This window comes from Mesorhizobium sp. M0983 (assembly GCF_040318975.1).
In the GTDB taxonomy this organism is placed as follows: domain Bacteria; phylum Pseudomonadota; class Alphaproteobacteria; order Rhizobiales; family Rhizobiaceae; genus Mesorhizobium.
This window is the reverse complement of sequence record NZ_JAMYNH010000029.1, coordinates 26,884-53,633: the sequence shown is the minus strand read 5'-3', so window position 1 is coordinate 53,633 and position 26,750 is coordinate 26,884. Positions and strand designations below refer to the sequence as shown.

At 62.5% G+C, this 26,750-nt stretch carries 31 protein-coding genes and 1 pseudogene; 15 read left to right on the top strand and 17 right to left on the bottom strand.

Annotation, left to right across the window (positions count from 1 at the left end):
* The first annotated feature begins 205 nt into the window (after positions 1-205).
* Both rlmN and NKH71_RS29865 read left to right on the top strand, forming a co-directional pair.
* On the top strand, positions 206-1,438 hold the full coding sequence (gene rlmN / locus NKH71_RS29870; RefSeq protein WP_352481073.1) for a dual-specificity RNA methyltransferase RlmN: 1,233 nt from the start codon (positions 206-208) through the stop codon (positions 1,436-1,438).
* Positions 1,435-1,914: a hypothetical protein gene (locus NKH71_RS29865; RefSeq protein WP_023721901.1), complete on the top strand. Its 480-nt coding sequence runs from the start codon at positions 1,435-1,437 to the stop codon at positions 1,912-1,914. The genes rlmN and NKH71_RS29865 overlap by 4 nt, the downstream gene beginning before the upstream one ends.
* On the opposite strand, the gene NKH71_RS29860 is transcribed toward NKH71_RS29865, so the two are convergent.
* Positions 1,886-2,527, bottom strand: a complete 642-nt coding sequence (locus NKH71_RS29860) for a LysE family translocator (RefSeq protein ID WP_023721902.1) — start codon at positions 2,525-2,527, stop codon at positions 1,886-1,888. The two genes, NKH71_RS29865 and NKH71_RS29860, sit on opposite strands and share 29 nt — an antisense overlap.
* A 178-nt stretch (positions 2,528-2,705) precedes the next feature.
* Here NKH71_RS29860 and NKH71_RS29855 point away from each other — a divergent pair, with 178 nt between their 5' ends.
* Entirely contained in the window at positions 2,706-3,929 is a 1,224-nt protein-coding gene (locus NKH71_RS29855; protein WP_352481074.1) for an argininosuccinate synthase, read from the top strand.
* A gap of 99 nt (positions 3,930-4,028) precedes the next feature.
* On the opposite strand, the gene NKH71_RS29850 is transcribed toward NKH71_RS29855, so the two are convergent.
* Complete coding sequence (locus NKH71_RS29850) at positions 4,029-4,409, bottom strand: hypothetical protein (RefSeq protein ID WP_352516116.1); 381 nt, start codon at positions 4,407-4,409, stop codon at positions 4,029-4,031.
* Between the two features lie 13 nt (positions 4,410-4,422).
* Here NKH71_RS29850 and NKH71_RS29845 point away from each other — a divergent pair, with 13 nt between their 5' ends.
* A complete protein-coding gene (locus tag NKH71_RS29845; RefSeq protein ID WP_352495991.1) occupies positions 4,423-4,917 on the top strand; it encodes a hypothetical protein in 495 nt (164 codons plus the stop codon).
* A gap of 58 nt (positions 4,918-4,975) precedes the next feature.
* Here the strand turns inward: NKH71_RS29845 and NKH71_RS29840 are convergent, their stop codons facing one another.
* Positions 4,976-5,776 carry a lytic murein transglycosylase gene (locus tag NKH71_RS29840; protein ID WP_023721906.1) on the bottom strand — a complete coding sequence of 267 codons (801 nt, stop codon included), beginning with the start codon at positions 5,774-5,776 and terminating at the stop codon, positions 4,976-4,978.
* A 185-nt stretch (positions 5,777-5,961) separates the two neighbouring features.
* Here NKH71_RS29840 and NKH71_RS29835 point away from each other — a divergent pair, with 185 nt between their 5' ends.
* The 7 genes from NKH71_RS29835 (at position 5,962) to rpsP (ending at position 12,889) form a co-directional block, all read left to right on the top strand.
* Complete coding sequence (locus tag NKH71_RS29835; protein WP_352790068.1) at positions 5,962-7,209, top strand: flavin monoamine oxidase family protein; 1,248 nt, start codon at positions 5,962-5,964, stop codon at positions 7,207-7,209.
* 90 nt (positions 7,210-7,299) lie between these two features.
* Positions 7,300-8,397: a zinc-binding metallopeptidase family protein gene (locus NKH71_RS29830; protein WP_352481078.1), complete on the top strand. Its 1,098-nt coding sequence runs from the start codon at positions 7,300-7,302 to the stop codon at positions 8,395-8,397.
* Between the two features lie 63 nt (positions 8,398-8,460).
* Entirely contained in the window at positions 8,461-9,063 is a 603-nt protein-coding gene (locus NKH71_RS29825; RefSeq protein WP_023721909.1) for a DUF1236 domain-containing protein, read from the top strand.
* Positions 9,064-9,210: 147 nt separating this feature from the next.
* Entirely contained in the window at positions 9,211-10,179 is a 969-nt protein-coding gene (locus NKH71_RS29820) for a CPBP family intramembrane glutamic endopeptidase (RefSeq protein ID WP_352790066.1), read from the top strand.
* A gap of 312 nt (positions 10,180-10,491) precedes the next feature.
* On the top strand, positions 10,492-12,102 hold the full coding sequence (gene ffh / locus NKH71_RS29815) for a signal recognition particle protein (RefSeq protein ID WP_352481079.1): 1,611 nt from the start codon (positions 10,492-10,494) through the stop codon (positions 12,100-12,102).
* Positions 12,103-12,109: 7 nt separating this feature from the next.
* Positions 12,110-12,436, top strand: coding sequence for a chorismate mutase (locus NKH71_RS29810; protein WP_023721912.1), 327 nt, complete (start codon positions 12,110-12,112; stop codon positions 12,434-12,436).
* Positions 12,437-12,487: 51 nt separating this feature from the next.
* Positions 12,488-12,889, top strand: a complete 402-nt coding sequence (gene rpsP / locus NKH71_RS29805; RefSeq protein ID WP_023721913.1) for a 30S ribosomal protein S16 — start codon at positions 12,488-12,490, stop codon at positions 12,887-12,889.
* 93 nt (positions 12,890-12,982) lie between these two features.
* On the opposite strand, the gene NKH71_RS29800 is transcribed toward rpsP, so the two are convergent.
* Positions 12,983-13,246 (bottom strand): YMGG-like glycine zipper-containing protein, encoded by a 264-nt coding sequence (locus NKH71_RS29800; protein WP_023680734.1) that lies wholly within the window; start codon positions 13,244-13,246, stop codon positions 12,983-12,985.
* A gap of 192 nt (positions 13,247-13,438) precedes the next feature.
* Positions 13,439-13,849, bottom strand: a complete 411-nt coding sequence (locus NKH71_RS29795; protein WP_023721914.1) for a DoxX family protein — start codon at positions 13,847-13,849, stop codon at positions 13,439-13,441.
* 259 nt (positions 13,850-14,108) lie between these two features.
* Here NKH71_RS29795 and NKH71_RS29790 point away from each other — a divergent pair, with 259 nt between their 5' ends.
* Positions 14,109-14,516, top strand: coding sequence for an ACT domain-containing protein (locus NKH71_RS29790; protein ID WP_352481080.1), 408 nt, complete (start codon positions 14,109-14,111; stop codon positions 14,514-14,516).
* Positions 14,517-14,519: 3 nt separating this feature from the next.
* Here NKH71_RS29790 and NKH71_RS29785 read toward each other — a convergent pair whose 3' ends face one another.
* The 3 genes from NKH71_RS29785 to NKH71_RS29775 form a co-directional block, all read right to left on the bottom strand.
* Positions 14,520-14,903, bottom strand: a complete 384-nt coding sequence (locus NKH71_RS29785; RefSeq protein ID WP_352516117.1) for a GNAT family N-acetyltransferase — start codon at positions 14,901-14,903, stop codon at positions 14,520-14,522.
* 159 nt (positions 14,904-15,062) lie between these two features.
* Positions 15,063-16,097: an aspartate-semialdehyde dehydrogenase gene (locus NKH71_RS29780; RefSeq protein ID WP_023721916.1), complete on the bottom strand. Its 1,035-nt coding sequence runs from the start codon at positions 16,095-16,097 to the stop codon at positions 15,063-15,065.
* A gap of 103 nt (positions 16,098-16,200) precedes the next feature.
* Positions 16,201-16,350 carry a hypothetical protein gene (locus NKH71_RS29775; protein ID WP_023721917.1) on the bottom strand — a complete coding sequence of 50 codons (150 nt, stop codon included), beginning with the start codon at positions 16,348-16,350 and terminating at the stop codon, positions 16,201-16,203.
* A 200-nt stretch (positions 16,351-16,550) separates the two neighbouring features.
* Here NKH71_RS29775 and NKH71_RS29770 point away from each other — a divergent pair, with 200 nt between their 5' ends.
* Complete coding sequence (locus tag NKH71_RS29770) at positions 16,551-18,383, top strand: DEAD/DEAH box helicase (RefSeq protein WP_352587998.1); 1,833 nt, start codon at positions 16,551-16,553, stop codon at positions 18,381-18,383.
* Positions 18,384-18,471: 88 nt separating this feature from the next.
* Positions 18,472-19,185 (top strand): DUF805 domain-containing protein, encoded by a 714-nt coding sequence (locus NKH71_RS29765; RefSeq protein WP_023721919.1) that lies wholly within the window; start codon positions 18,472-18,474, stop codon positions 19,183-19,185.
* A gap of 58 nt (positions 19,186-19,243) precedes the next feature.
* Here NKH71_RS29765 and leuB read toward each other — a convergent pair whose 3' ends face one another.
* The 5 genes from leuB to leuD all read right to left on the bottom strand — a co-directional run bounded on the left by leuB (position 19,244) and on the right by leuD (position 23,017).
* A complete protein-coding gene (leuB, locus tag NKH71_RS29760) occupies positions 19,244-20,347 on the bottom strand; it encodes a 3-isopropylmalate dehydrogenase (protein WP_023721920.1) in 1,104 nt (367 codons plus the stop codon).
* 140 nt (positions 20,348-20,487) lie between these two features.
* Entirely contained in the window at positions 20,488-20,838 is a 351-nt protein-coding gene (locus NKH71_RS29755; RefSeq protein WP_352481122.1) for a VOC family protein, read from the bottom strand.
* 51 nt (positions 20,839-20,889) lie between these two features.
* A complete protein-coding gene (locus tag NKH71_RS29750) occupies positions 20,890-21,273 on the bottom strand; it encodes a RidA family protein (RefSeq protein ID WP_023721922.1) in 384 nt (127 codons plus the stop codon).
* Between the two features lie 148 nt (positions 21,274-21,421).
* Positions 21,422-22,351 carry an Ivy family c-type lysozyme inhibitor gene (locus tag NKH71_RS29745; protein ID WP_352895769.1) on the bottom strand — a complete coding sequence of 310 codons (930 nt, stop codon included), beginning with the start codon at positions 22,349-22,351 and terminating at the stop codon, positions 21,422-21,424.
* Positions 22,352-22,411: 60 nt separating this feature from the next.
* Entirely contained in the window at positions 22,412-23,017 is a 606-nt protein-coding gene (gene leuD / locus NKH71_RS29740) for a 3-isopropylmalate dehydratase small subunit (RefSeq protein WP_023721924.1), read from the bottom strand.
* 166 nt (positions 23,018-23,183) lie between these two features.
* Here leuD and NKH71_RS29735 point away from each other — a divergent pair, with 166 nt between their 5' ends.
* Positions 23,184-23,609 carry a GNAT family N-acetyltransferase gene (locus tag NKH71_RS29735; RefSeq protein WP_023721925.1) on the top strand — a complete coding sequence of 142 codons (426 nt, stop codon included), beginning with the start codon at positions 23,184-23,186 and terminating at the stop codon, positions 23,607-23,609.
* 16 nt (positions 23,610-23,625) lie between these two features.
* Here the strand turns inward: NKH71_RS29735 and NKH71_RS29730 are convergent.
* The 4 genes and pseudogenes from NKH71_RS29730 to NKH71_RS29715 form a co-directional block, all read right to left on the bottom strand.
* Positions 23,626-23,790, bottom strand: a pseudogene (locus NKH71_RS29730) (IS630 family transposase); the annotation flags it as partial.
* A 318-nt stretch (positions 23,791-24,108) separates the two neighbouring features.
* Positions 24,109-24,723 (bottom strand): MBL fold metallo-hydrolase, encoded by a 615-nt coding sequence (locus NKH71_RS29725; protein ID WP_352895766.1) that lies wholly within the window; start codon positions 24,721-24,723, stop codon positions 24,109-24,111.
* 235 nt (positions 24,724-24,958) lie between these two features.
* Complete coding sequence (locus NKH71_RS29720) at positions 24,959-25,354, bottom strand: hypothetical protein (RefSeq protein ID WP_352481088.1); 396 nt, start codon at positions 25,352-25,354, stop codon at positions 24,959-24,961.
* 210 nt (positions 25,355-25,564) lie between these two features.
* Positions 25,565-26,731, bottom strand: a complete 1,167-nt coding sequence (locus tag NKH71_RS29715; protein ID WP_023721929.1) for an NAD(P)/FAD-dependent oxidoreductase — start codon at positions 26,729-26,731, stop codon at positions 25,565-25,567.
* Between the last annotated feature and the right edge of the window lie 19 nt (positions 26,732-26,750).

The window sequence follows — 26,750 nt, the reverse complement described above, 5'->3', positions numbered from 1 at the left end:
CAACTGGCCCGTCTGCTTCACTGCCATCGCGATTCCCTCAGACCGTCCACCTCAGAGAATCACAATCAGCGAATTACGCAACAGGCCCACAAGGGGAGAAGGAAGAACCCCCTGCATGACTCCGCCATCAACCTGTGCTATGCGCCGCGCTTCATTTCGGGCACGATGCTGTAATCGGCCGCAAATCGCTTATATTGGCGCAACAATGACCCTTTCATTCGATCTTACCGCCGAAGGCGCGCGTGACGCGTTGCGCACCCGCACGACGCCTGAAAAGCCGTCGCTGATCGGCTTGACGCGCGCCGAACTCGGGGCCGCCCTCGTCGCCGCCGGCATCGTGCCGGAGCGCCAGGCGAAGATGCGCGCCCAGCAGCTCTGGCACTGGATCTATGTGCGCGGCGTTTCCGATTTTGCCGGCATGTTCAACATCTCCAAGGATTTGCGCGCCGCACTGGACAGGCATTTCACCGTTGCCAGGCCCGAGATCGTCGAGGAGCAGATTTCCTCCGACGGCACGCGCAAATGGCTGTTCCGCTTTCCGCCGCGCGGCGCCGGCCGGCCGGTCGAGATCGAGACCGTCTACATTCCCGAAGAAGGCCGCGGCACGCTCTGCATCTCCTCGCAGGTCGGCTGCACCCTGACCTGCTCCTTCTGCCACACCGGCACGCAAAAGCTGGTGCGCAACCTGACGGCGGAAGAAATCCTCGCCCAGCTTTTGACAGCTCGCGACCGGCTCGGCGATTTCCCCGACCGCGACACGCCCGACGGCGCCATCGTGCCGGCCGAGGGCCGGAAAGTGTCCAACGTCGTCATGATGGGCATGGGTGAGCCGCTCTACAATTTCGAGGCGGTGAAGAAGGCGCTGCTGATTGCATCCGACGGCGACGGGCTTTCCCTGTCGAAGAGGCGCATCACGCTGTCGACCTCGGGCGTCGTGCCCGAAATCTTCCGCACCGGCGAAGAGATCGGCGTCATGCTGGCAATCTCGCTGCACGCTACCAATGACGATCTGCGTGACCTTTTGGTACCGATCAACAAGAAGTATCCGCTCAACGAGCTGATCGCTGCCTGCCGTGCCTATCCCGGCCTGTCCAACGCCAAGCGCATCACCTTCGAATATGTGATGCTAAAGGACGTCAATGATTCCATCGAGGACGCCAAGGCGCTGATCAAGCTGCTCAAGGGCATCCCGGCCAAGATCAATCTGATCCCGTTCAATCCGTGGCCGGGCACCAACTACCAGTGCTCGGACTGGGAGACGATCGAGAAATTCGCCGACTACATCAACAATGCCGGCTATGCCTCGCCGATCCGCACGCCGCGCGGCCGCGACATCCTCGCCGCCTGCGGCCAGCTCAAATCGGACTCCGAGCGCATGCGCAAAGTCGACCGGCTGGCGCTGGAAGCGATGATGATCGCAGGGCACGGCGAGGCGTGAATCGCGTCGTCGCCTATCTGATCCGCTTCGCCGTCATCCTGATCGGTTATGGCGTCGCCTCGCTGGCGGCCAGCGCATTTCTCAATATCATGTTTCTGGCGTCCCTGGGCTACACGCCGGAGCAGGCACCGCCGGCGGCGACGGCTTCCCTCTATTTTTCCGTCCCCTTCGTCGCGCTGTTCGTCGCCTATTTCGCTTTCATGCCGGCGGCGATCGCCATCCTGGTTTCCGAAATCCTCGGCCGGCGCGACTGGCTGTTCTATGCACTGGCGGGCGCGGCGGTGGCGGCGGTCTTCCTCGGCTTCGTCCACCAGACGAACGACGCCAATTTCGAGGTTACCAACACAAGCGTCATGCTGGCGGTGATCGGCTGCGGCATGGTCGGCGGTATTTTCTACTGGCTGAGCGCCGGCCGCTCGGCTGGGAGCTGGCGTCAAATCGGACGCCCTATTTCGCCTGGGCCGTCAGGATCTTGAGCGCGAAGGCCGAAAAAACTCCGGCAAACAGATAGTCGACGACGCGCGTCACGCGCGGGCTGGCTTTCATCGCCGCCGAGAATTTTTCCGCCGCCAGCACCATCGGCGCTGTCACCGGGACCGACAGCACGACGAACATCGCGCCGAGGAAGAACAGCTTTCCCGGCGCATTGGGATCATGCGCGGAGACGAATTGCGGCAGGAAGGTCATGAAGAACAGGATGATCTTCGGATTGAGCAGATTGACGCCGAGCCCCGCCGCCCAGCTGCGAACCAGCGATATCTGCGGCCCGCTCTTCTTCTCCGGTGAAAACGCCGACCCTTTTGTGATCGCCTGCCAGGCCAGGAAGACCAGATAGCCGGCGCCGAAAATCTTCAGCACGAAGAACGCCATCGGCGAGGCGACGATCAGCGCCGAGACGCCGACCACCACCAACGTGGTGTGGATCAGCGTGCCGCACAGCGCGCCGGCCATCGAGGCGAAGCCGGTGGCGCGGCCCTGGCTCAGCGTGCGCGACACGAACAGCGTCATGTCCGGCCCAGGCGTAATCGCCAGGATCACCGTCGCGATGGCGAATTGGATAAGCGTAGCGTTGTCGGGAATGAAGGACATTGGCGGCCTCGGACAAGAAGGCGCAGCCTATAGCGCAGGCGCCTCGCCGACGCCAGCATCTCGCCGCCACGGCGTCTGGTCCAGCGCTTGCGGCTCCCAGGCGCCTGTTCCTCCCTTGCGCAGCCCCGAAACGCCGTGATACCTCGCCCGCAAGAATCCTGTCGCGGAACCGCCCACCATGTCGAAAGCAAAAGCCGTCAAGAAAGTCGTGCTCGCCTATTCTGGCGGCCTTGACACCTCGATCATCCTGAAATGGCTGCAGACCGAGCTCGGCGCCGAGGTCGTGACCTTCACCGCCGATCTAGGCCAGGGTGGCGAACTGGAGCCGGCTAGGCGCAAGGCCGAGATGATGGGCATCAAGGATATTCGCATCGTCGATGTCCGCGAGGAGTTCGTATCCGATTTCGTCTTTCCGATGTTCCGCGCCAACGCTGTCTATGAAGGCACCTATCTGCTCGGCACCTCGATCGCCCGGCCACTGATCTCGAAACATCTTGTCGAGATCGCCAGGGAGACCGGCGCCGATGCGATCGCCCATGGCGCCACCGGCAAGGGCAACGATCAGGTGCGTTTCGAACTCTCGGCCTATGCGCTCAACCCCGACATCAAGGTCATCGCGCCCTGGCGCGACTGGTCGTTCAAGTCGCGCACCGATCTGATCAATTTCGCCGAGCAGCACCAGATTCCGGTGCCGAAGGACAAGAAGGGCGATGCGCCGTTCTCGGTCGACGCCAACCTGCTGCATTCCTCCTCCGAGGGCAAGGTGCTGGAAGACCCGTGGAGCGAGCCGCCGGAATTCGTCCACCAGCGCACCATCTCGCCGATGGATGCGCCGGATGAGGTCACAGAGATCGAAATCGAATTCCTCAAGGGCGATCCCGTCGCGCTCAACGGCAAGAAACTGTCGCCGGCAACGATGCTGGCGGCGCTGAACGATCTCGGCCGCGACAATGGCATCGGCCGGCTCGATCTGGTCGAGAACCGTTTCGTCGGCATGAAATCGCGCGGCGTCTACGAGACCCCCGGCGGCACCATCCTGATATCGGCCCACCGGGCGATCGAATCGATCACGCTGGACCGCGGTGCCGCCCATCTCAAGGACGAGTTCATGCCGCGTTATGCCGAGCTGATCTATAACGGCTTCTGGTTCGCGCCCGAGCGGCTGATGCTGCAGGCGATGATCGACAACAGCCAGGAAGACGTCGAAGGCATCGTGCGGCTGAAGCTCTACAAGGGCAACGTCATTGTCACCGGCCGCAAGTCGAGGAAGACGCTCTATTCCGACGCGCTGGTCACCTTCGAGGACGACCGCGGCGCCTACGACCAGAAAGATGCCGAAGGTTTCATCCGCCTCAATGCGCTGAGGCTGCGCACGCTGGCGGCGCGTGGTCGTAAAGGCTAAGTATATATTCATGAAAATCCTGCTTAGCCTGGATCCATACTCTTAGTGAGCTAATGTAGTTGTTTCTAATGACAGCTGCAGAGCTTTTCTTGCTTGACCTCATGGCCGGATTGTCCAATTGTTTTTTTGGGCAATGGGGCTGTAATAATGCGACTTGGTCTTTTGATTTTGACGGCGATGATCGGCATTCTGGCGGGCTGCCAGACCGGACAGGACATCACGAAGAAGGATCCCCAGGCGGGATGCATCGCCGCTGTCGCTACATGGACCATTACGTTCAAACATGAGATCGCAGCCTTCATGGGCGTTTCTCAGGAACGCATGCCGAGCCTCTTCTGCCGGCGCTTGGGCGATGCGGTGCGCAGCGGCCGAATTGGCTTCTCCGACATAAACAGCCTTCAGCTCGACCAATCCACCGACATCTGGAAGGTCATCAAAGGCAAGTGACAGGTCGGCGATGGTTAGTTTGCGACGCGCCACGCGACTTCCGCTGATGTTGCTGGCGGGCCTGGCAGCAGCCGGAGCGGAGGAATTCGATCCCACCTCGCTCGACCTCGCCGCGCTGATTGAATGCAGGGCCGACGTGCCGGCCTATAACGGATTCGCCTTGTGGCTGAGCGGTGAGCCCGGCGCGGCGGAAAAACTTGGCTGGAAGGAAGTCACCGCCGGCAATCCTTTCCTCAGGCAATACGAGCTGCCGGCCACGGTCGGCGTCTTCGGGCGCGAAACGGCGGCCGTCGTCCTTACCGCGACCGGGCCGATGGCGGTGTTTGACGATGTTTCCGCGCCCGATCTCGCTCGAGCGCTCGGCGTCACAGCGCAAATCTCGACACCGGACAAATTCCTTGGCGAGAAGGTGCTCGTCGAAAGCAGCGAGGAAGCCGACGGCATGACATTTTCCACGCACATTGCGCTCAATGTCTCAACCGTTAATTCACATCCCGGCAAGGTTCTCGCCGGCTGCTCCTACGCGCTCGACGTGAAATAGAAAGCCCGGCGCATGGCCGGGCTTTCTGTCGAATCATTCTATCGAATAGAGATTTCTGTCAGTCGGCATCGATGGCTGTGGCCATGCGGGCGATGGCCTGTTGATAGACGCTAGCGGAATTCCAGCCAGCGATTGCGCCCATATTCGCCTGCGCGCTCGCTCCGGCCCGCCAACCATGGCCCTTGAGGAAGTTGGCCGTGGAAGCCAACGCAGTGCTCTTGTCGCGCAGATTTTTGTTGCCGACGCCATACGTCAAAACATTTCCGGGCAGGAACTGCGTGTGGCCGATCTCGCCATGTGCGGCACCGACCGACGAGGCGCTCAACGCTCCGCGATCGACCAGCTTCAGGGCTGCAATGGCATGGGGATAGAAGAACTCCGGACGGCGGCAATCATAGGCGAGCGTTAAAATGGCAGAGACCGTATTCTGGTTGCCCATGGCGGAACCGAAGCCCGTCTCCATACCCCAGATGGCGATCAACACACCCGGCGACACGCCGTAATTCCGTTCGATCTTGTCGAACAGCGCCGCATTGGCCTTCTTCAGCGCACGGCCCCTGGCAATGATCGCGGACGCGCCACGGCGCTTCATGAAAGCTTCGACCGAGCCGCTGAAAGCCTTATGGATGGCGCGGTCGACGGAGATCGTCTTTGTCGCGTAGGTTGCGCGAGCCAGAGCGGCCAGACCCTTCGAGCCGACACCGTCGGCCTTGGCCTCCGCGGCAAACTCCGGTTTCCACGCCTCGAAGCCGGCGCCGTTTTTGCCACAACTGGCCGCCGCCTGCGCGCCCGTCGCCAGCGCAAGCACCGCCACCACCGTGGCCACTACAAACATCTTCCCCTTGGCAAGAAATGCCATGCTGCTCTCCTGGTTGCCTGAATCACGTTCCCAATTGCGAATTTGCCAGCGAAACACCTGCTTGTCACTGTCCCGGCGCTGCGCCGATGCACTCAATACAGCAGGAACTTCAAATCCACCACACTGGCGGATGCCCGGGAATTTGCCTACGATCAAGTAATTATTGTGGCGGGGACAGAATAAGCATGAAAGACGTTGATGTCGTGATCGTCGGCGCCGGTTCGGCCGGACTTTCGGCTGCCAAGACCCTGCGCGCCGCCGGTTTTTCTTTCAAATTGTTAGAAGCGATGAACCGCGTCGGCGGCCGCGCCTGGACCAGCGACCAGCATTTCGGCGTGCCGTTCGACATCGGCTGCGCCTGGCTGCATGCGGCAGACCGCAATCCCTACTTTCCCGAGGCGAAAGCCGCCGCCTGGACGCTTCATCACCACGACATGAATGTCGATCATCTCTACTACCGCGAGCGAAAGGCAAGCGAAGCCGAAGAGGCCGCGATGAAGGTGGCCGACGCAAGACTGCTCGAACTGGTGGCGGCACGTCAGGTGAGGGAAGGCGACGATGACCGCCTTTCGGCATTGCTCGCCAAAGGCCACGCGCCGCGCGCCGCCGCAACCTTCGCGGGGCCGATGGATTTCGGCGCCGACGAGGACGAGATATCGATCCGCGACTTTCAGGCCGCCGCCGATCTCGATCCGAACTATTTCACCAGGGAAGGCTTCGGCACGCTGGTTGCGCGCTTCGGCGCCGACGTGCCGGTGGAGCTGTCGACGCCGGTGCGCAAGATCCTCTGGGATGGGCCGGGCGTAGCCTGCGTCACGGATCGCGGTACCATCCGCGCCAAGGCTGTCATCGTCACCGCCTCGCCGGCAGTGCTCGCCCTCGAGGAGATTGCGTTCTCGCCCGCACTCCCCGATGGGCATTTCGCTGCCTTCTTCGATCTGCCGATGGGCATGCTGACCAAGCTGCCGGTCGAAATATCCGGCACGAGGCTTGGCTTGGAGCCGTTCGACGATTTGCTGATCGAGCGGCTGGCCCGGCACGACATCTACTTCCTCTGCTTTCCCTTCGACTTCGATTTGATGGTCGGTTTCGTCGGCGGCGATTTCGCTTGGGAGATGTCGGCGGCGGGCGAGGCGGCCGGCATCGACTTCGTCGTCGACCGGCTCTGCGGCATCTTTGGCGGCGACGTACGAAAGCATGTCGGACGCGCAATGATGACCAATTGGGGCGCTGAGCGGTTTGTGCGCGGCGCCTATGCGGCGGCGCGGCCCGGCCGCTCGCAAGCGCGCGCCACGCTGATGCAGCCGGTGGCGGAAAAGATCTTCTTCGCCGGCGAGCATTTGGCCGGTCCGCTGATGCAGACCTGCGGCGGCGCCAGATTGTCGGGCGAGGCAGTGGCCAGGGAGGTCGTGGCCCAGCTTGCGGCAAAATAGCATCGGCCGGCAGGAACGTGGGCCGGTGACAGGCGTTTGGCCTTGTCCTGTTCGCCTCGTCCTCCGCATTTCGAATGATTTGAGACGCCAATGAAGCTTTTCGACTGCCCGCATTGCGGCCACCGTCTCTATTTCGAGAACGCGCAATGCCTGAACTGCGCCAGCCTCGTGCTCTATGATCCCGAGCATGCGCGTTTTGTGCTGTCCGGCATCGACGACATCTTCCAATGCACCAACGCCGACGAATGCGCCTGCAACTGGATGGCGGAGCCTGGCCACGCCTTCTGCCGCGCCTGCACGCTGAACCAGCTGATCCCGGATCTGTCGGTCGACGGCAATCGCCGCCGCTGGATCCGTGTCGAGGCGGCAAAGAAGCGTGCCGTCTATTCGCTGCTCGCCTTCGGCCTGCCGGTCGCATCCAAGCAGAATCCCGGCGACGAGATCGGCCTCGCTTTCGATTTTCTTGCCGATCCTATCGGTGGCGGTCCCGGTGGCGAGCGTATCCTGACCGGCCATGACAACGGCCTGATCACGCTCAACGTCGCCGAGGCGGACTCGGCTGAGCGCGAGCGGCGGCGCGTCGAGATGGGCGAGAACTACCGCACGCTGCTCGGCCATTTCCGCCATGAGCTCGGCCATTACTATTGGGACCGCCTGATCCGTGACGATCCGCAAAAGCTTGCCGGTTTTCGCGCTTTGTTCGGCGACGAACGCGCCGGCTACGAACAAGCGCTGAAGACCTATTACGCCGATGGCGCGCCGCCCGACTGGCAGCAGCGCCATATCTCGGCCTATGCGACGTCGCACCCGTGGGAGGACTGGGCCGAGACATGGGCGCATCACATGCACATCACCGACACGCTGGAGATGGTGCATGCGCTGAATTTCCCGCTCGGCCGGCTGGAGACCGTCGAAGCCAACGAGCTGCCGCGCGCCGATACCGGCGGCGAGCTGCAGCCGGCACCATCGGAACCCGCCACCAGGCCGGAGCCTTTCGAAAAGATCCTCGACCGCTGGCTGGTGCTGTCGGAAGCTTCCAACTCGATCAACCGCTGCATGGGCCTGCCCGATCTGTATCCCTTCGTAATCTCCGACGTGGCGGCGCAAAAGCTTGCTTTTGTTCACGAGCTTTTGACTGACCTGCCGAAAACTATTGGAACAAATCGTGAGCCGGCGGAGGCTTTTTAGCCGGAACGCATGCCGCTTTGCTTCGTTTTCGGTCCCGAGGGACTGTGAAACGGAGAGAAAACCATGAAACGCATATTGTTTCCGGCGGTGGCCGGAGCGCTCATAGCGATGTCGGGCTCTGCTTTGGCCGAAACCGCCGTCTCGGCCATCACCGATCTCAATGTACGCGCCGGCCCCGGCCCGCAATATCCGGTCATCGGGGTACTCGCGGCCGGCCAGTCGGCGACGCTCGACGGCTGCATCGCCAACAGCAAATGGTGCACCATCGCCGAGGCCAACGGCCAGGGCTGGGTCTATTCCGACTATGTGACGGCCGATTTCGGCGGCAGCCGTGTGGTCCTGACACAGCGTCCGGCCGGCGCCGACATTGCCGTCGTGACACCGCCTGCCGATAGCGCCGAATATTCCGACAGCTATACCGGAGCGATCGTTGCCGGCGAGGCGATCGAGCCCATCCGGCGGCCGCCGGCGGAAATCCGCACCTATGTCGAAACGAACCGGCTCGATCCGGTCTATCTCGAAGGCGAGGTGGTTACCGGCGCGATGTTGCCCGACACCGTCGAGCTGCGCGAGATACCCGATTATGATTATCGCTACGTCTATGTGAACGGCCAGCCGGCGCTGGTCGATCCGAGCAGCCGGCGTATCGTGTACGTCGTGCGCTGACGCGCAAAACAGGGCGGTCGCCCTGTAATGGCGGCCGCTCACACCCCGACATTGCCACAAGCCGGCATTGCCGCTGCAATACCGGTTTCCACTTTTGCGTCCGATGCTCTAGATCATGCGAGCCGAAGCACCAGCCAGCGAGCCCGCGTGACGATCGACCCGACCGCCTTCCAACAGTACCGGCACACCGCCAACGAGAAGACCACTTTGCCGCGCCTTCTGCTTGGAACGGTCGTCGTCATCCTGTTCTGGCTCGGAATCACTGCCGCCGTGCTGTTCGGCGGCACCTATTCCTTTGCCGTTTGGCAGGCGTCGTCTGGCACCGCCCCGCCAGGTGGAGGAGCGGTGCAGGATTTCATGGCCTCTCCAGCGGGCATCCTCGCGGCGCTGGCTTCGTTTGCCGGAATCTGGCTCGGCCTTTGGGCTGCCATGCGCTGGATCCATCGCGAGAAGCTGACGGCCCTGATCGGCGTCAGCCGGCGCATTTCATGGTCGGGGTTCCTGAAAGGGCTGGCCGCCGTGCTGATCACCTCGCTGCTTTCCGAGATCCTGCTTTACGGCCTGCAGCCCGATATTGCGCGCGGTACGATCGGCCTGTCCTCGTGGCTTTTGTTCCTGATCCCGATCGCTGCGCTGACCTTTCTGCAGACCTCGTCGGAGGAGATGCTGTTTCGCGGTTATCTGCTCAGGGGCCTGGCGAGCCGGTTCCAGAACCCTTTCATCTGGGCGCTGCTGCCGGGATTGCTGTTCACCTCGCTACATTGGAGCCCAGGCTCGAGCGCCGCGATCAATGCCTGCGTGCTGGCCTCGATCGCCGCCTTTGCGCTGCTGCTGACGCTTCTGGTCTATGCAACCGGCAATCTCGGTGCCGGCTTCGGCGCCCATCTCGGCAACAATCTGACCGGCTTCCTGCTGATTTCGCACCAGCAAAGCTATAATTCCTTCGCCCTGTTCAACGCCAAGCCGCTCGAAGCCGCCGGCTGGACGACTTCAGACGCCGTCCTCATCGCCGCGATCGGCATCGTCAGCAGCCTGTTGACCGTTCTGCTGCTTTTGCATCCGCGCTCCCCGCTGAAGGTCGAGCCGGATATGGCGCGCGCCAGCAGCGTGCGCTGATGCGCCTTGCCTGGTGGTCCTGAGCATATTTGGCGCAAAGCCTGACCAAAGCTTGACTCCGCGGCCGATTTCCTGTCTACACGCCGCGAAATTCCGCGACGAGTATTCCTCCGAGCAAACCGACCGGGACGCCGAAACCTCTTTGAGGTGAAGTGCTGTAAATCGATCCCGGAGGCCAACACCCGGCAGCGCTGTGCGCCCCCGGGTGCTTTTTGGCTTTGGGCTTTTGCCCGGACCGGCTTTTGCTTGGACAGCTGGCGCGAACGCATTACCTCTCGGGCATCATCCGGGTGCCAGGGAAAAGGAAAAAGAATGTTTGAATCGCTACAGGAACGTCTTGGTTCGATCCTGAACGGCCTCACCGGCCGCGGCGCCTTGTCGGAGGCGGATGTCTCGGCGGCGCTGCGCGAGGTGCGCCGCGCGCTGCTCGAGGCCGACGTGGCGCTGGAAGTGGTGCGTTCCTTCACCGACAAGGTGCGCGAGAAGGCCGTCGGCGCCGCCGTGGTCAAGTCGATCAAGCCCGGCCAGATGGTCGTCAAAATCGTCCATGACGAGCTGGTCGAGATGCTCGGCGCCGAGGGCGTCGCCATCGACCTCAATGCGCCGGCTCCGGTCGTCATCATGATGGTCGGCCTGCAAGGTTCCGGCAAGACGACGACCTCGGCCAAGATCGCCAAGCGGTTGGCCGAGCGCCAGAACAAGAAGGTCTTGATGGCCTCGCTCGACACGCGGCGTCCCGCCGCGCAAGAGCAGCTCCGTCAGCTCGGCGAGCAGGTCAAGGTCGCGACGCTGCCGATCGTCGCCGGCCAGACGCCAGTCGACATCGCCCGCCGCGCCGTGCAGGCGGCAAAGCTCGGCGGCCACGACATCGTCATCCTCGACACCGCCGGCCGTACGCACATCGACGAGCCGTTGATGGTCGAGATGGCCGACATCAAGAAGGTGTCGTCGCCGCACGAGATCCTGCTGGTTGCCGATTCGCTGACCGGCCAGGACGCCGTCAATCTGGCGAAAAGCTTCGATGAGCGTGTTGGCATCACCGGCCTCGTGCTGACCCGCATGGACGGCGACGGTCGCGGTGGCGCAGCACTCTCGATGCGCGCCGTCACCGGCAAGCCGATCAAGCTGATCGGCATCGGCGAAAAAATGGACGCGCTGGAGGAATTCCACCCCAAGCGCATCGCCGACCGCATCCTCGGCATGGGCGACATCGTCAGCCTCGTCGAAAAGGCAGCCGAGAACATCGACGCCGAGCAGGCGGCGGCGATGGCCAAGAAGATGCAGTCGGGCAAGTTCGACCTGAACGACCTCGCCGGCCAGCTTCAGCAAATGTCGAAAATGGGTGGCATGGGCGGCATCATGGGCATGATGCCGGGCATGGGCAAGATGAAGGACCAGATGGCCGCCGCCGGTCTCGACGACAAGATGTTCGGCCGCCAGCTCGCCATCATCTCGTCGATGACCAAGGCCGAGCGCGCCAATCCCGATATTCTGAAGCACTCGCGCAAGAAGCGCATCGCCGCCGGCTCGGGCACCGACGCGGCCGAAATCAACAAGCTGTTGAAGATGCATCGCGGCATGGCCGACATGATGAAGGCGATGGGCGGCAAGGGCAAAGGTAGCGGCCTGATGCGCGGCATGATGGGCGGCCTCGCTTCCAAGATGGGGCTCGGCGGCATGATGCCCGGCATGGGCGGCCAAGGCGGCATGATGGGCGGCGGCATGCCCGATCTGTCCAAGATGGACCCCAAGCAGCTCGAGGCCTTGCAGAAGCAGGCACAGGCGGCCGGGCTCGGCGGCATGAAGGGCCTGCCCGGCGGCTTTCCCGCTGGCGGTGGCCTGCCTGGCTTGCCCGGCGGCATGAAGCTCCCTGGTTTGCCGGGATCCGGCGGCGGGCTGCCTGGCCTCGGCAAGAAGAAATGAGGGCGCCATGAACGAAGAAAAGGACATGGCTGACGCGCGCGCGGCGCTGGTCAATTATCGCGCCTCGATCGACAACATCGACGCGGCGCTGATCCACATGCTGGCCGAGCGCTTCCGCTGCACCAAGGCGGTCGGCGTGCTGAAGGCGGAGCATGGCCTGCCGCCTGCCGATCCGGCACGCGAGCAGCAGCAGATCGCCCGTCTTCGCCAACTGGCGAAGGACGCCCATCTCGACCCGGATTTCGCGGAAAAATTCCTGAACTTCGTCGTCCGCGAAGTGATCCGCCATCACGAGCAGATCGCCGCATCCAACGGCATAACGAAAACCGGCTGAGGACCAGCCACCAACCGATCAACCAAATCAGAGCTTTTTAGGAGAAAAGAAATGCCACTGAAAATCCGACTGGCCCGTGCGGGCTCGAAGAAGCGTCCCTATTACCACGTCGTCGTCGCCGATGCCCGTTCGCCGCGCGACGGCCGTTTCATCGAGTCGCTTGGCTCGTGGAACCCGCTGCTGCCCAAGGACGGCGAACGCGTCAAGGTTGACGCCGAGCGCGTCAAGCATTGGCTGTCGCACGGCGCCCAGCCGACCGACCGCGTGCTGCGCTTCCTCGACGAGGCCGGCCTCGCCAAGCGCGAAGCCCGCGCCAACCCGAAGAAGGCCGAGCCCGGCAAGAAGGCGCAAGAGCGCGCAGCCCTGCTGAAGAAGGCGCAGGAGGAAGCTGCAGCCGCTGTTGCCGCCGCTTCCGCCGCGCCGGCCGAGGCGGAAGCCGCCAGCGCCGAATAAGTCATCGATTGCCCTTCACAAAACGGCTGACCAGTCACAAAACGGCGGGCCTTTGCCCGCCGTTTTGCTGTCCATCCGTATGATGCGGCCCGATCAATAGCCTTCCGGGCAACTCGCAACGTAGACACGGCCATTGCGATCGCGATAACGGCACTGGCCGCTTTCGCTGGCACGGCCGATCAGCGCACCGGCCAAGGCGCCGGCCGCACCGCCGATCACCGCGCCCTTGGTCGGGTTGCCGGCCACTGCGGCGCCGACCGCCGCACCGCCCAGGCCACCAACGGCCGCGCCTTGCTCAGTACGGGAGCAGGCACCGAGCGGCACCAGCAGGGCCATCAAGATCATCACCTTTTTCATTGTCGTTCCTCTCCAACAGGGTGCCGTCCTCGCCGCTGCGCCCCCTAACTCGCAACCAGCCAATTTGATCCAAAGAAGAAGATCGGCAGCAGACCGGGCGGCGCTCGATTTGATCCAAAGAGAAGAAAGGCGGCGGCAGACAGCGCCCTCTCTGGCGGCGTGGCCGCCATCGAACGGCTTTGGAAGTCGCTGCTATTGGCTGAACGGGATCAGCGCGCGCACCCTTGGATCGCGCAGATACAGGCCGCCCCAGAGGATGGCGCCAAGGTAGACGCCGAACAGCATATGCGAGAACAAAGGGCTGCCGATACGCACATGCGTGGCGATGGCGCCGCCGAGATAGGCGGTGAGCAGGATGGCGCCGAGCACCGAGGTGCGCGGCAGTACATAAAGTGCTGTCGAGACCAATCCAATGATGCCGAGCATGCGCGAGACATTGGCATCGGCTGGCCAGCCGAGCTGCACCATGGTCTGGGTGACGATTTCGAGCGGCGGTAGCTTGATGACGCCGTCGAAGATCATGAACAGCACGATGACGGCGCTGAGCACGCGACCGGCCCAGAGGGCGCGCGGTGAGACGGATGCTGCCTGAGACTTGGTCATTGATGTTCCCTCCGGTCGTTGCGAGCACTGGCTTTTCTGCCAGCTCGAACCAAGGACGCGTCCCATGACGGCCATCCGACATGCCTCCAGTGCTTTTTCACTCCGGGGACGGCGACCTTGGATGTGCAAGTTCAGCCAGCAACCAACCTGGCCAAGTCCACCTTGCGAGGTGAGGTGGAGGGCGTTATTGGAAATCCGTAAGGGTATCTCCCGAGCGCTCGACGGCAGCAGCCGCCTAATCGCACAACGAAAGTAAGCGATGGCCGGAGAGACCGACCTGAAAAAGTTGCTGGCGGCAATGACGCCGGAGTTGCTTGCCGGCGTTCATGTCTTCACCACGTTGCCACCTGATGCGGCCGTTCCCGACCAGCTCGATCCGGTAATGCTGTTTCGCGAGCACGAGGGCATGACGCTGATCGTGCTTGAAGACCAGGCCAAGACCGCTGGCCTGAAAACCGTGTTCCGCTGCCGGATGCTGACGCTGAACGTCCATTCGTCGCTGGAAGCGGTCGGCTTCCTCGCCGCCATCACCGCGCGGCTGGCCACCGCCGGCATCGGCGTCAATCCGGTCTCGGCCTTCTACCACGATCACCTGTTCGTGCCCGCCGACCGGGCGGAGGAGGCGCTGGATGTTTTGCAGAAACTCGCTGCGGACGCCGCACGATAAGGATCAATGCCTTCGGACGTACAAAATGTCGGGCAATCGCTCTTCATTGTTCGTGCCGTTGCCCAAAGCTTCCGCGCGAAAGCCATGGCGCTCGTAGAAGCGCCGAGCGCCTGAGTTCGACTGAAAGCAATGCAATTTCACAACCGGCAAATTCGCGGTTGCTTGTGTCAGCAGCCGGGCGCCGATGCCTTGGCCAGTCCAGGCAGGATCCAGATAGAGCTGCTCGACCCATTCTCCTGCAACGGCGACAAAGCCAACAATGGCCGCGTCGATTTCGGCGACCGTCACGTGCTGCTGCGCCAGCACGGTGCCGCTGATGAAGGCCATATCCTCATCCGGTGTATGCAGGACCGGCATCCAGTCGAACGACGAAAGCGCTGCGCGCATGATCCTGGCAATTGCGCCTGCGTCCGACCCGTTAGCCGGACGCAGCGCGATTTTAGTCGCAATGCTCATCTCACAAGCCTGCGACCGCGGGCCGCCGGCCGTCCGGCGCCCCCGCGGAGGGCCAGCCGCGAAGCGGCGATGCGGCCCGTGAGCGAGAAGTTATGCCGCCTTCTTCTTTGGCTGGATCAGCCCGCGCTCGACCAGCAGCTCCGCGATCTGAACCGCGTTGAGTGCCGCGCCTTTGCGCAGATTGTCGGAGACGATCCACATCGACAGGCCGTTGTCGATGGTCGAATCCTCGCGGATGCGCGAGATGAAGGTGGCGTCCTCGCCAGCCGATTCCAGCGGCGTGATGTAGCCGCCGTCCTCGCGCTTGTCGATGACCTGGCAGCCCGGCGCCTCGCGCAGGATCTCGCGCGCCTCATCGGCGGTGATCGGCTTCTCGAACTCGATGTTGACCGCTTCCGAATGGCCGATGAACACCGGCACCCGCACGCAGGTCGCCGTCAGCTTGATCTTGGGATCGAGCATCTTCTTGGTCTCGGCCACCATCTTCCATTCTTCCTTGGTGAAGCCGTCGTCGAGGAAGACGTCGATATGCGGGATGACGTTGAAGGCGATGCGCTTGGTGAACTTCTTGACGTCGACGGAATCGGCGACGAACACCGCCCGCGTCTGCGTGAACAGTTCGTCCATGCCTTCCTTACCGGCGCCGGAGACCGACTGGTAGGTGGCGACGACGACGCGCTTTATGGTGGCGAAGTCATGCAGCGGCTTCAGCGCCACGACCAGCTGCGCCGTCGAGCAGTTCGGGTTGGCAATGATGTTCTTGCGTGTGAACAGCGAAATCGCATCCGGGTTCACTTCGGGAACGATCAGCGGCACGTCCTGGTCGTAGCGGAAGGCCGATGAATTATCGATGACGACGCAGCCCTGCTTGCCGATCTTCGGCGACCATTCCTTGGAGACGTTGCCGCCGGCCGACATGATGCAGATGTCGGTGTCGGAAAAATCATATTGGTCGAGCGTCCGGACCTTCAGCGTGCGGTCGCCGAACGACACTTCCGTGCCCTGGCTGCGCCGCGAGGCCAGCGCCACCACCTCACTCACCGGAAAGCCGCGCTCTTCCAGTATGTTGAGCATTTCTCGGCCCACATTGCCCGTGGCGCCGACGATCGCAACCTTGAAACTCATCGAAATCTCCTGTCCCTCTCCGCTCGGTTTCTGGAGAAACCCGCCGGCCAATGCGGGTTTCACCCCGGGCCGGACCCGGGAGAGGGTGGTTAGGCCAAGGGAATCAGACCGTTTTGGTGGTCGTTTTACCGGTTTTTTTGACCAAGAACGTGGTTTTGCTGGAACGGAAAGGCGCACCGAGACGTCCGGCCCAATGGTTCGCATTGGGGCCGGGGATGTCGAAGGCAAGAAGCGCCATCAAAAGGCCGCGCATCGAAAACTATCCCGTTCGGTGCCGGCTTTTACGCGGTTTGCGTAAGGAGTCAATCGCAACCAGGCGGATCGCCCGCCCTGTACAATGAGGGCGGCACGAAGTACGAACGGGCATCGTTTGGCTCGTGGCGCCCGTCGTGGCGCTTGCCGACATCAGACCCGTCGCCGGGCATTTAAGAATCCGAATTTCGAAAGAAGCATATGTCCAACTTCGAAGCTATTGTCCCCGCGCTGGCAAAGGCGCTGGAAAAACGCGGCTATGTCGAGCTGACACCGGTGCAGAAAGCGGTTCTTGAGCTCGGTCAGGCCGATGCGCTGGTTTCAGCCCAGACCGGCTCCGGCAAGACCGTGGCTTTCGGACTGGCCTTGGCGCCGACGCTGCTCGACGGCGCCGAGCGCTTTTCCCACGCGGCGGCACCCCTGGCGCTGGCCGTGGCGCCGACACGGGAGCTGGCCCTGCAGGTGACGCGCGAGCTGGAATGGCTCTACGAGCTGACAGGCGCCACGGTGTCGTCCTGCGTCGGCGGCATGGACATGCGCACCGAGCGACGCGCGCTGGAGCGTGGCGCCCATATCGTCGTCGGCACGCCCGGCCGCCTGCGCGACCACATCACCCGCAATTCTCTCGACATGTCGGCGCTCAAGGCAGTCGTGCTCGACGAGGCCGACGAGATGCTCGATCTCGGCTTTCGCGAGGACCTGGAATTCATCCTCGACGCCGCCCCTGCCGAGCGCCGCACGTTGATGTTTTCCGCGACCGTGCCGCGCTCCATCGCCACGCTGGCCAAGGGCTACCAGCGCGATGCCGTGCGCATCTCGGCCTCGGGCGAGGAGAAGCAGCATCTCGACATCGAATACCGGGCGCTGGGCGTCGCGCAGGCCGACCGCGAAAACGCCATCATCAACGTGCTGCGGTACTATGAGGCGAAGAACGCGCTGGTGTTCTGCAACACGCGTGCCGCCGTCAATCACCTGACAGCGCGCTTCAACAACCGCAACTTTTCCGTCGTGGCACTGTCCGGCGAGCTGAGCCAGAACGAGCGCAGCCACGCGCTGCAGGCGATGCGCGACGGCCGCGCCAAGGTCTGCATCGCCACTGACGTCGCGGCGCGTGGCATCGACCTGCCCAACCTCGAGCTGGTGATCCATGCCGACTTGCCGACCAACCCGGAGACGCTTCTGCACCGAAGCGGGCGAACGGGACGGGCGGGGCGCAAGGGCGTCAGCGCGCTGATCGTGCCCAACAATGCCCGCAAACGCACCGAGCGGCTGCTGCAGAGTGCCGGCCTTGCGGCGACCTGGGCGAGCCCGCCCTCGGCCGACGACGTGATCCGGCGCGATGACGAGCGCATTCTCGCCGACCCGGTCCTCAGCGAGCCTATGAAGGATGAGGAGCGAGGCTTCGTCCAGGCGCTTCTCGATCAGCACGGACCCGAACAGGTCGCCGCAGCCTTCGTACGGATGTGCCGCTCCAGCCGCTCGGCGCCGGAGGATCTTCTCGACGTCGCACCGTTCACGCCGTCGGGCGAAAAATTTGCGCGCCGGGACGAGGCACCGAGCCGCCGCGACGATTTCGGCGACAGCGTCTGGTTCTCGCTGTCGGTCGGACGCCGGCAGAATGCCGAGCCGCGCTGGCTGATCCCGATGCTGTGCCGGACAGGCGGCATCTCCAAGCGCGAGATCGGCGCCATCAAGATGCAGCCGGAAGAAACCTTCGTGCAGATCGCGGCGGACTGGGCCGAGCGCTTCCTCGCCGCGATCGGCCCCGACCGCAAGCTGCAGGGCAACATTGCGGTCAAGCGGCTGGACGGCACGCCCGATCTGTCGCGGGCCGGCTATCAGGAGCCGCGCCCCGACAAGAAGCCGCACCGCGGCAAGCGGACATTCGATCAGAACGCGCCCAAATTCGAGAAGCGCGCACCGGCTGACCAGCGCCCGGCATTCGAGGCAAAGCCCTGGGCCGGCAAACCGGCCAAGGCGAAATTCGAAGGCGGACCGGCGAAACACAAGAAATCGAAGAAACGGCCGGGGTGAATAGCCTGCCCCTTCCATTTCGCGCACGCCCCTTGCGGTCTACCGGAACTTTGCACAGTCTGGGGCAGGGCAATGGGGTGGGCAGGACATGCGCGGCGAAGTTCTTCACTATGACGAGGACCAGGCCTTCGGTTTCATTACCGGGGCCGATGGCAACCGCTACAGCTTCGCGCGCGAGGACTTGCGCCGCCAAGCGTCGGTTGCCGGAGGCACGACCGTCGAATTCCAGCCGGCTGGCGGACGGGCACGCGATGTTTTTTCGATCCACGCCCAACCTGCCAGTGCACCCGCCCGTGCCTCCGCTGCAACGGCCGCCCCATCTCAGGCCGGCAATGCGCCCGCGGCACGTCAGCCGCAACATTTCGGCCGTTCCGCTGAAAATCAAACCGCCGAATCCACCGGCGTGTGGAGCTACTTCTCGCGTGGCCTGACCGAAAATTATTTCAACTTCGCCGGCCGTGCCCGCCGCAAGGAATATTGGGGCTATTGCCTGTTCTGGACGATCGCGCTGATCGTGGCGACAGGACTCGGCGTCTTCATCGACGACGCCATGGGCAATCTCGACAACAGTGAATTGCCGGCAGTGACGGTCGGCCTTTGCGGCCTCTTCCTGCTGGCGACAGCCCTGCCGTGGTTCGGGCTCAACGTGCGCCGCCTGCACGATATCGGCCTGACCGGCTGGCTCTTCCTGCTTTTCCTGATCCCGACCTTCGGCACCGTGATCATCCTGATCTTTGCGCTGATCCCGACCCAGCCGCGTGAAAACCAGTGGGGTCCGGTGCCGGCGGGTGTCCAAATCTAACCGCGGGAGTGCCGCCGCATCGGCGGCAGTCGCCCAGCGGACGTCGACCTACACAGGATCAGCCCAGGAACTTGGCGATGATCGCGTCGCCCATCTCAGCGGTGCCGACCTCGGTCATCCCCGGCGAATGAATATCCCTGGTGCGCAGGCCCTCGTCGAGCACGGCGGCGATCGCACCTTCGAGCTTGTCGGCTTCAGTCACCATGCCGAAGGAATAGCGCATGCACATGGCGAAGGAGGCGATCATGGCGATCGGATTGGCGATGCCCTTGCCGGCGATGTCGGGCGCCGAGCCATGCACCGGCTCGTAGAGCGCCTTGCGCTTTTTTGTCTTCGCATCCGGCGCGCCGAGCGAGGCCGACGGCAGCATGCCGATCGAGCCGGTCAGCATGGCGGCGATGTCGGACAGCATGTCGCCGAACAGATTGTCGGTGACGATGACATCGAACTGCTTGGGCCAGCGCACCAGCTGCATGCCGCCGGCATCGGCGAGCATATGGTCGAGCTTGACGTCGGCATACCTGGCCTTTTGCGTCTGGCTGACGACCTCGTTCCACAGCACGCCCGATTTCATCACATTGCGCTTTTCCATCGAGGTGACGTGGTTCTTGCGCGTGCGTGCCAATTCGAAGGCAACGCCCGAAATGCGCTCGATCTCGAAAGTGTCGTAGACTTGGGTGTCGATACCGCGCTTCTGGCCGTTGCCGAGATCGATGATCTGCTTCGGCTCACCGAAATAGACGCCGCCGGTGAGCTCGCGCACGATGAGGATATCGAGCCCCTCGACCACCTCCTGCTTGAGCGAGGAGGACGCCGCCAGCGCCGGATAGCAAATGGCGGGTCGAAGATTGGCGAACAGCTCCATGTCCTTGCGCAGCCGCAGCAGACCCGCCTCCGGGCGCACCTCGTAAGGCACGGCATCCCATTTCGGTCCGCCGACGGCGCCAAACAGCACCGCGTCCGCCGCCATTGCCTTGGCCATGTCGGCATCGGAAATCGCCGCGCCATGTGCGTCGTAAGCGCAGCCGCCGACAAGGCCCTCATCGGTGACGAAATCGCTGCCGAGCTTGTCGTTCATCGCGGCGATCAGCTTCTTCACCTCGGCCATCGCCTCGGGGCCGATGCCATCGCCGGCAAGCAGGAGAAGATTTTTCGAAGCCATGAGAACCGTCCCGATTATTTTAGCGCATGAACGCGGCCTTGCTAAACGCCAAGCGACCGACGCGCAAGCCTGCGGTTCAGAGCATCGGACCCAAAAGTGGCAACCGGTTTTGGGAAAATCCGATGCTCAAGACAAAACGTCTACAGATGCGAAAGGATATTCACCAGCCTGCCGAACGGGTCGCGCACGAAGAAGCGCCGCACGCCCCAGGGTTCGTCTGCCGGACCGTACTCGATGATAAAGCCGGCCGTCCTCATGCTTTCAAGCGAGGCATCGACGTCGTCGACTTCGATAGAGATGTCCGGCACCGGCGTTCCTGATCCCCCTTCGGCCATGAAACTGACCTGCACGGACATCGTCTCTTGCGAGCCATAGGTAGCGATCCAGCCCATATCCATCTTGAGATCGAGGCCGAGCACATCCTGATAGAAGGGTTTTGCCGCCGCGATATCCTGCGTGTCTATGTTTGCAACGATGCGTCTGACCTTCACCATGGGCCGATCCTCGTGCTAACCGTGTCGTTGTCGCAACCGTGACAGGCATCAGGCTGTGCGCCGCAGCGCCGTCACCTCGATCTCGACCTTCATTTCCGGCTTGTTGAGCTGGCACACGATCATCGTTGCTGCCGGCCTGATCTCGCCAAACGCCTCGCCGAGGATCGGGAACACCACATCTACGAAAGCCGCATCGGTGATGTAGTAATGTGCCCGCACCACGTCAGCCATTTCGAAGCCGCCATCTCGCAACGCCTTGGCGATCGTCGTCAGGCAATTGCGCGTTTGTGCCTCCACGGTCTCCGGCATCGACATGGTCGCATAATCGTAGCCGGTCGTTCCGGACACGAAACACCAGTCGCCCTGCACCACGGCGCGCGAATAGCCGGCGGTCTTTTCGAAGGGCGAACCGGTGGAGATCAGTTTTCGCATGGGTCCTCCGCAAATCGTCGCGGATATCTTGCAGGGAACGAGCCGATCCCGCCATGGGCCAGATAGAACTGACGGTTGTTATGAGTCTCCCGCCTCGACAAAGCCCTCTCGTCCAAGGCGTGGTGGTCACTGCGCTTTGCAAAAGTACCTAATTCGCCGACCCCAGCGCCTTGTCCAGCGCTTCCTTGACGTCGGCCGGCCATGTACTCACCGCTGGCCACGCGTCCGGCTCGGGCTTGTCGCCGCGGCGGGCGAAATAGAGCTTGTGCTTGACCGGGTCGACCGCCATGAAGCCGTCATTGCCGCCGCAATCATGCGGCACGCAGCCGCTGGCAAAAAAGGCGCCCGAAGCGGTCTTCTCAGTTCCGCCGCCGACCAGCAGGCTAGTCGCCATGTCGGGCATGTCCTTGCCGAGCAGCGTCTCGGCTAGCCTGTAGACAGCCTCGTTGTGAAAGGCATCGATGACGTTGTCGTATTTCGACGGATCGACGTCCTTCCAGTCGGTGCCCGGCTCCGGCATATAGGTGAAATTGCCCGAGGTCGTCAGCCCGGCCGTCGGCGACCATTGCAGCGCCGGCTTGGAATCGCCCGGCAAAAGATAGGGTACGAAATAGATGGCGCTGTCGGAGATCGCGGCCGGCGGTGCGCCGCATTCATCCTGCTCGACCGTGACCGTCTGGATCGTGCCGCCTTCCGGCTTCCACACGATCACCTTGGCCGGGCCGCATTGATTGCCGCCGTCGCCGACATCGACCAGCGCCACCTTGACGCCGCCGACCTCGACGATCTTGTCGAAGAAGACGTCGTAATTGCGCGCCAGTTCCTTGCCGTCGAAGGCGAGCACCCGTTCCCCGTACTCTTCCTCCTGGGTGATGGTCAGTTGGCCGCCCTCGAACGGGATCGGCGCCTGTTTGTCATTGTCGGCTAGGGCCGCATTGCTCAACGCGCCCTGGTCGGCGGCCCTGCCGGGCGCATCGTCAGCCGGCACGAGCACCATGTCGGTCTGTGCATGCGCGCCAGCCACCGGCATCAGAATCCACGCCAGCGCGCAGGCCCCGACAAGAAGCGAACGTGTCATGACTGTCCCTCCGTTCAGCCGCCACGAACCCGGCCTGTCGCGGGCGGGGCATCGTACCGCTCAGGCCCAGGGGCGCTCAGCGGCGTTCCTCTTCTCGAACGAAGCGATGGCGCCGGCTTTTTCCATGGTCAGGCCGATATCGTCGAGCCCGTTGAGCAGGCAATGGCGCTTGAACTCGTCGAGGTCGAACTTGACCACGCCGCCGTCAGGCCCACGGATTTCCTTGGCCTCCAGATCGACCGACAGCGTCGCGTTCGAACCGCGCGAAGCATCGTCCATCAGTTTCTCAAGATCTTCCGGGCTGACGGTGATCGGCAGGATGCCGTTCTTGAAGCAATTGTTGTAGAAAATGTCGGCGAACGAGGTCGAGATGACGCAACGGATGCCGAAATCGAGCAGCGCCCACGGCGCATGTTCCCGGCTCGAGCCGCAGCCGAAATTATCGCCGGCGACCAGGATCTGCGCCTTGCGGTAGGCCGGCTTGTTGAGCACGAAGTCCGGGTTTTCCGAACCATCGTCCTTGTAGCGCATTTCGGCGAACAGGCCGGTGCCGAGTCCGGTGCGCTTGATCGTCTTGAGATAATCCTTGGGGATGATCATGTCGGTGTCGACATTGACGATCGGCATCGGCGCGGCGACGCCGGTGAGCTTGGTGAATTTTTCCATGTCCTTGCCCGTCTTCTTCTTGTTGCGGGAAATTGCTGGCGCCCGGTTTACACAAAGCCGCGGGCAAATAAAAGGCGGCTGTTTTTGGACCTCCGTCGTCGATCGAAACGCAAGATCGGTACAAAACAGCTTCAAAACCACCGGCCCATGGTGCACTTTTGTCGACATGACAACGCGATCCAAGGTCCTCTACGCCAGCGAACCGGGTCTCGGCATCGCCGAGTTCCGCCGCGTTCTGGTGGAATCCGGCCTCGGCGCCAATCGCCCCGTCGATGACGACACCCGATTGAACGCGATGCTGTCAGGGGCCAATTTGGTGCTCACCGCGCGTCTCGATACAGAAGGGAAGCCGCTGGTCGGTGTTGCCCGCGGTGTTACCGATTTCTCGTGGGTCTGTTTCGTTTCCGAGCTCGCCGTTTGCAAATCGGCGCAAGGGCTCGGCATCGGCAAGGGCCTGCTTGATGAAGCGCGCCGGCAACTCGGGCCTTCCGTTGCCATAAGCCTGATTTCCATGCCCGACGCCGTCGGCTTTTATGAGCGCATCGGCATGAAGCGCGTGTCCGACGCGTTCTGGTTCGACCGCAAGCGCTGACGCGTTGCCTTGCCAGCTAGTGGATCGAATCTAACGTTTGGTGCCCGCGTTTGACCGCGGCGGCGATCCTGTCGGGGTCGGCGGTCCAGATGAAGGGTCTGGGCTGCTGGTTGTGCTCGGCGAGGAAGGGGTAGATTGCCGCCCTGGAGGTCGACCACCGAGTGAAGACGCCGCGCTTGAGCGGCGCTTCGACAAGTGCGGGTGGCCGAGGGCGATCGCCCAGTCGGCGTCCTCGGCGATTACGGCGGCTGCTGATCCTCGAACCAGAATGATGACTGGCGTCGCGAGATGGTTCCCACCGACGGCAAGGGAAAATGCGACGTCATTACGATGCGGCCATTGTCCGAGCAAGCCTCCAGGAATGCCCATCTCGTCCGACGTGCCTGGTCAGGGTCCGTGTCGTACCGAAAGCTCCAGTCAGGGTATATGCATTGCATCGGCCAATGCATGAGATCGCCGGAAAACACTGCCCCTACGCCTCGAGATTTCAGGCCGATGGCTACGTGCCCCGGGGTGTGGCCCGGCGTCGGTTCCAGCCACACTTCGCCATCGAGTTCATAATCCATATCGACAGCACAGCCCGACCAGCCTCGACGATTGGCAACACATTGTCCTCATAGGTCCGATCTTCGTCATCACCGGAGGCCGCCTGTGCGGCCTCGAACTCGCGCCGCGCCATGATGTAGCGGGCGTTCGGGAATGTCGGTACCCAACGCCCGTCCACCAATCGTGTGTTCCAACCGCAATGGTCGACATGAAGATGGGTGCACAGCACATAGTCGATCTGCTCGGGAGCAACACCTGCATTTGCCAGGCGCTCCAAAAAGGTGCCGTCATTGCGGCGATGCCAATGGGGGAAGTATGCGAACGTCTTATCGTTGCCGACGCAACTGTCGACCAGAATGGTGTGGCGTCCGGTACGAACAAGAAAACTCTGGATGGGAAGAATAAGCCGGCCGGTTGCAGGCGATATTAATCGCGGCGTGAGCCAATGAAGATGCGGTTCGAGCGCTTCATCGGTGCAGTCGGGAAACCATTCCGACGGCGTCCGCAGAGGGTCGCACATCTCCAGAATTCTGGTTATCCAGATATTCCCGATTCTCCAGTCATCCACTGACTGCATCCTTCTTCGATCGAGGACGGATCGCTAGAGATAACATTTGCGGCCAGATGGCGTCAGACATTTCTGCCTGTAGGAGAAGGAGCGCTCGCGATGTGGCCGCGCTCACGATCGGGTACCAAGCGTTAGAACTTAACCACTAGTGGTCGAAATCTGACGCTTGGTTCCGGGGCCGTAAGCCCGCTCAGGGTGGAAAGCGGACGCTACCATGTACTTTTTGGCAAAGCGCTCAGTGCGCGCGTGACGCAAGGTGAATTTCAAGCGGCTTTGAGATGAGGCCTTTATCAACGATGGCTTCAAGCGTCTGCTTCGTCAGACTGATATCGTCATATTGCTGCGGAACCGACAGAATTAACCCACCCTCTTCGGGCGTGGCATAAAACACTACATAGCCTTTCGCCTCACCGGCGAGAGGGAAGGCGATAGTATTGATTTCAGTATCCATTACTCGCTTGCCAAAAAAATAATTGGCACGATTATTCTGCTGACGTAATTCAAACTCCTGATGCTGGAGAACAGAGTATATACGTTTGTTCTCCGGTGACTCAGGGTCGTTGCTGCATCCAGAGAATGGGATAATTGCGAACATCAACACTGAAAGTGCCTTCCAACTAGTGGAGGTCAAGCCAAATTCCTGCTTTCCATGGCTCTTTAAGTATCTGCCCTAGATGTCCGAAATGAGTCGGCAGCGGTATTCCGTTTCGGGTACCAAGCGTCAGGTTTTGACTACTAGCGTGCGGACTTTTGATATCGGCGGGGCAGCCTCCCCTCTGTCCGGCAGGACAGAGGGGAGGGCGGGAACTCGACAGAGCGGCTTATTCTGGGCGGCCTTCCCTCAAATCACGTTCAATTCACGAAACGCCCGCCCCTCAGCGACTCGGCTATACCCAAACGCCGAGCAATCCACCGTGCGATAGCCGCCATGGACGATCAGTTCGGCCAGCGCTTTGCCGACCGCCGGCGCCTGCTGCAAGCCGTGGCCGGAAAAACCGTTGGCGAAGAAGAAATTGCCGACCTCGGGATGCGAACCGATCACCGCGTTCTGGTCGAGCGTGTTGTAGTCATAATGGCCGACCCAGGCGCGCGTCGGCTTGATCGCCTCGAAGGCCGGAATACGGGTCGCCAGCACCGGCCAGATCACCTCTTCGAACAGCGGCCAGTCGGGTTCGAAATCTGTGGGGTCGGCGGGGCCTTCGCCCTCTTCCGGCTCGGCGCCGCCGGTGATGTAGACCGAACCTTCCGGCCGGACATAGATGCCGCTCGGGTCGACCAGCAGCGGCATGTCGTCATATTTTTCGCGCGCCTCGAAGACGAAGACATTGCGCTTGCGCGGCTCCACCGGCAGCGCCAGCCCGGCCATTGCTGCCACCTTGCCGGCATTCGGCCCGGCAGCATTGACGACGATGCCGGCCTCAAGCCGCTCGCCATTTTCGAGGGTCACACCGGTGACGCGGCCGCCTTGCCGCTCGATGCCGGTCACCGACGCCGTGATGAAGTCGATATCCTTCGTCCGCAGCGCCTTGCGGAACAGCATCAGCATCGCATGCGCGTCGAACCAGCCCTCGCCGCTGCGGCCGTAGGCCCCGGCAGTGATACCCTCGGCCGATAGCCACGGAAACCGACGAACAAGCGCCTCGGCATCCTCGAGCACGATGTCGGCGCCCTCGGCCATCTGCGCCTCGTGGTTGGCCTGCAGGATAGGCAGCCCGTTTTCGCCGGCAAGGATCAGATAGCCGCCTTCGCGAAAGCCGATATCGGCGTCCGCCCCGAATTCTTCCTTCAACCGCCGGAACAGTTTCAGCGTGAACTGCGACAGCCGGATGTTTTCAGGGATCGAGAACTGCTGGCGGATGGAGGCGCAGGACAGCGTTGTCGCCGCATGGGAAAATTGCGGGTCGCGCTCGACAACCGCGATCGGGCCCGAAAACCCTTCCTCGCGCAGATAATAGGCGACCGAGGAGCCGACGATGGCTCCGCCGATGATGATGATGTCGTAATGCACCTTTTTCGCCCTTCCGGTC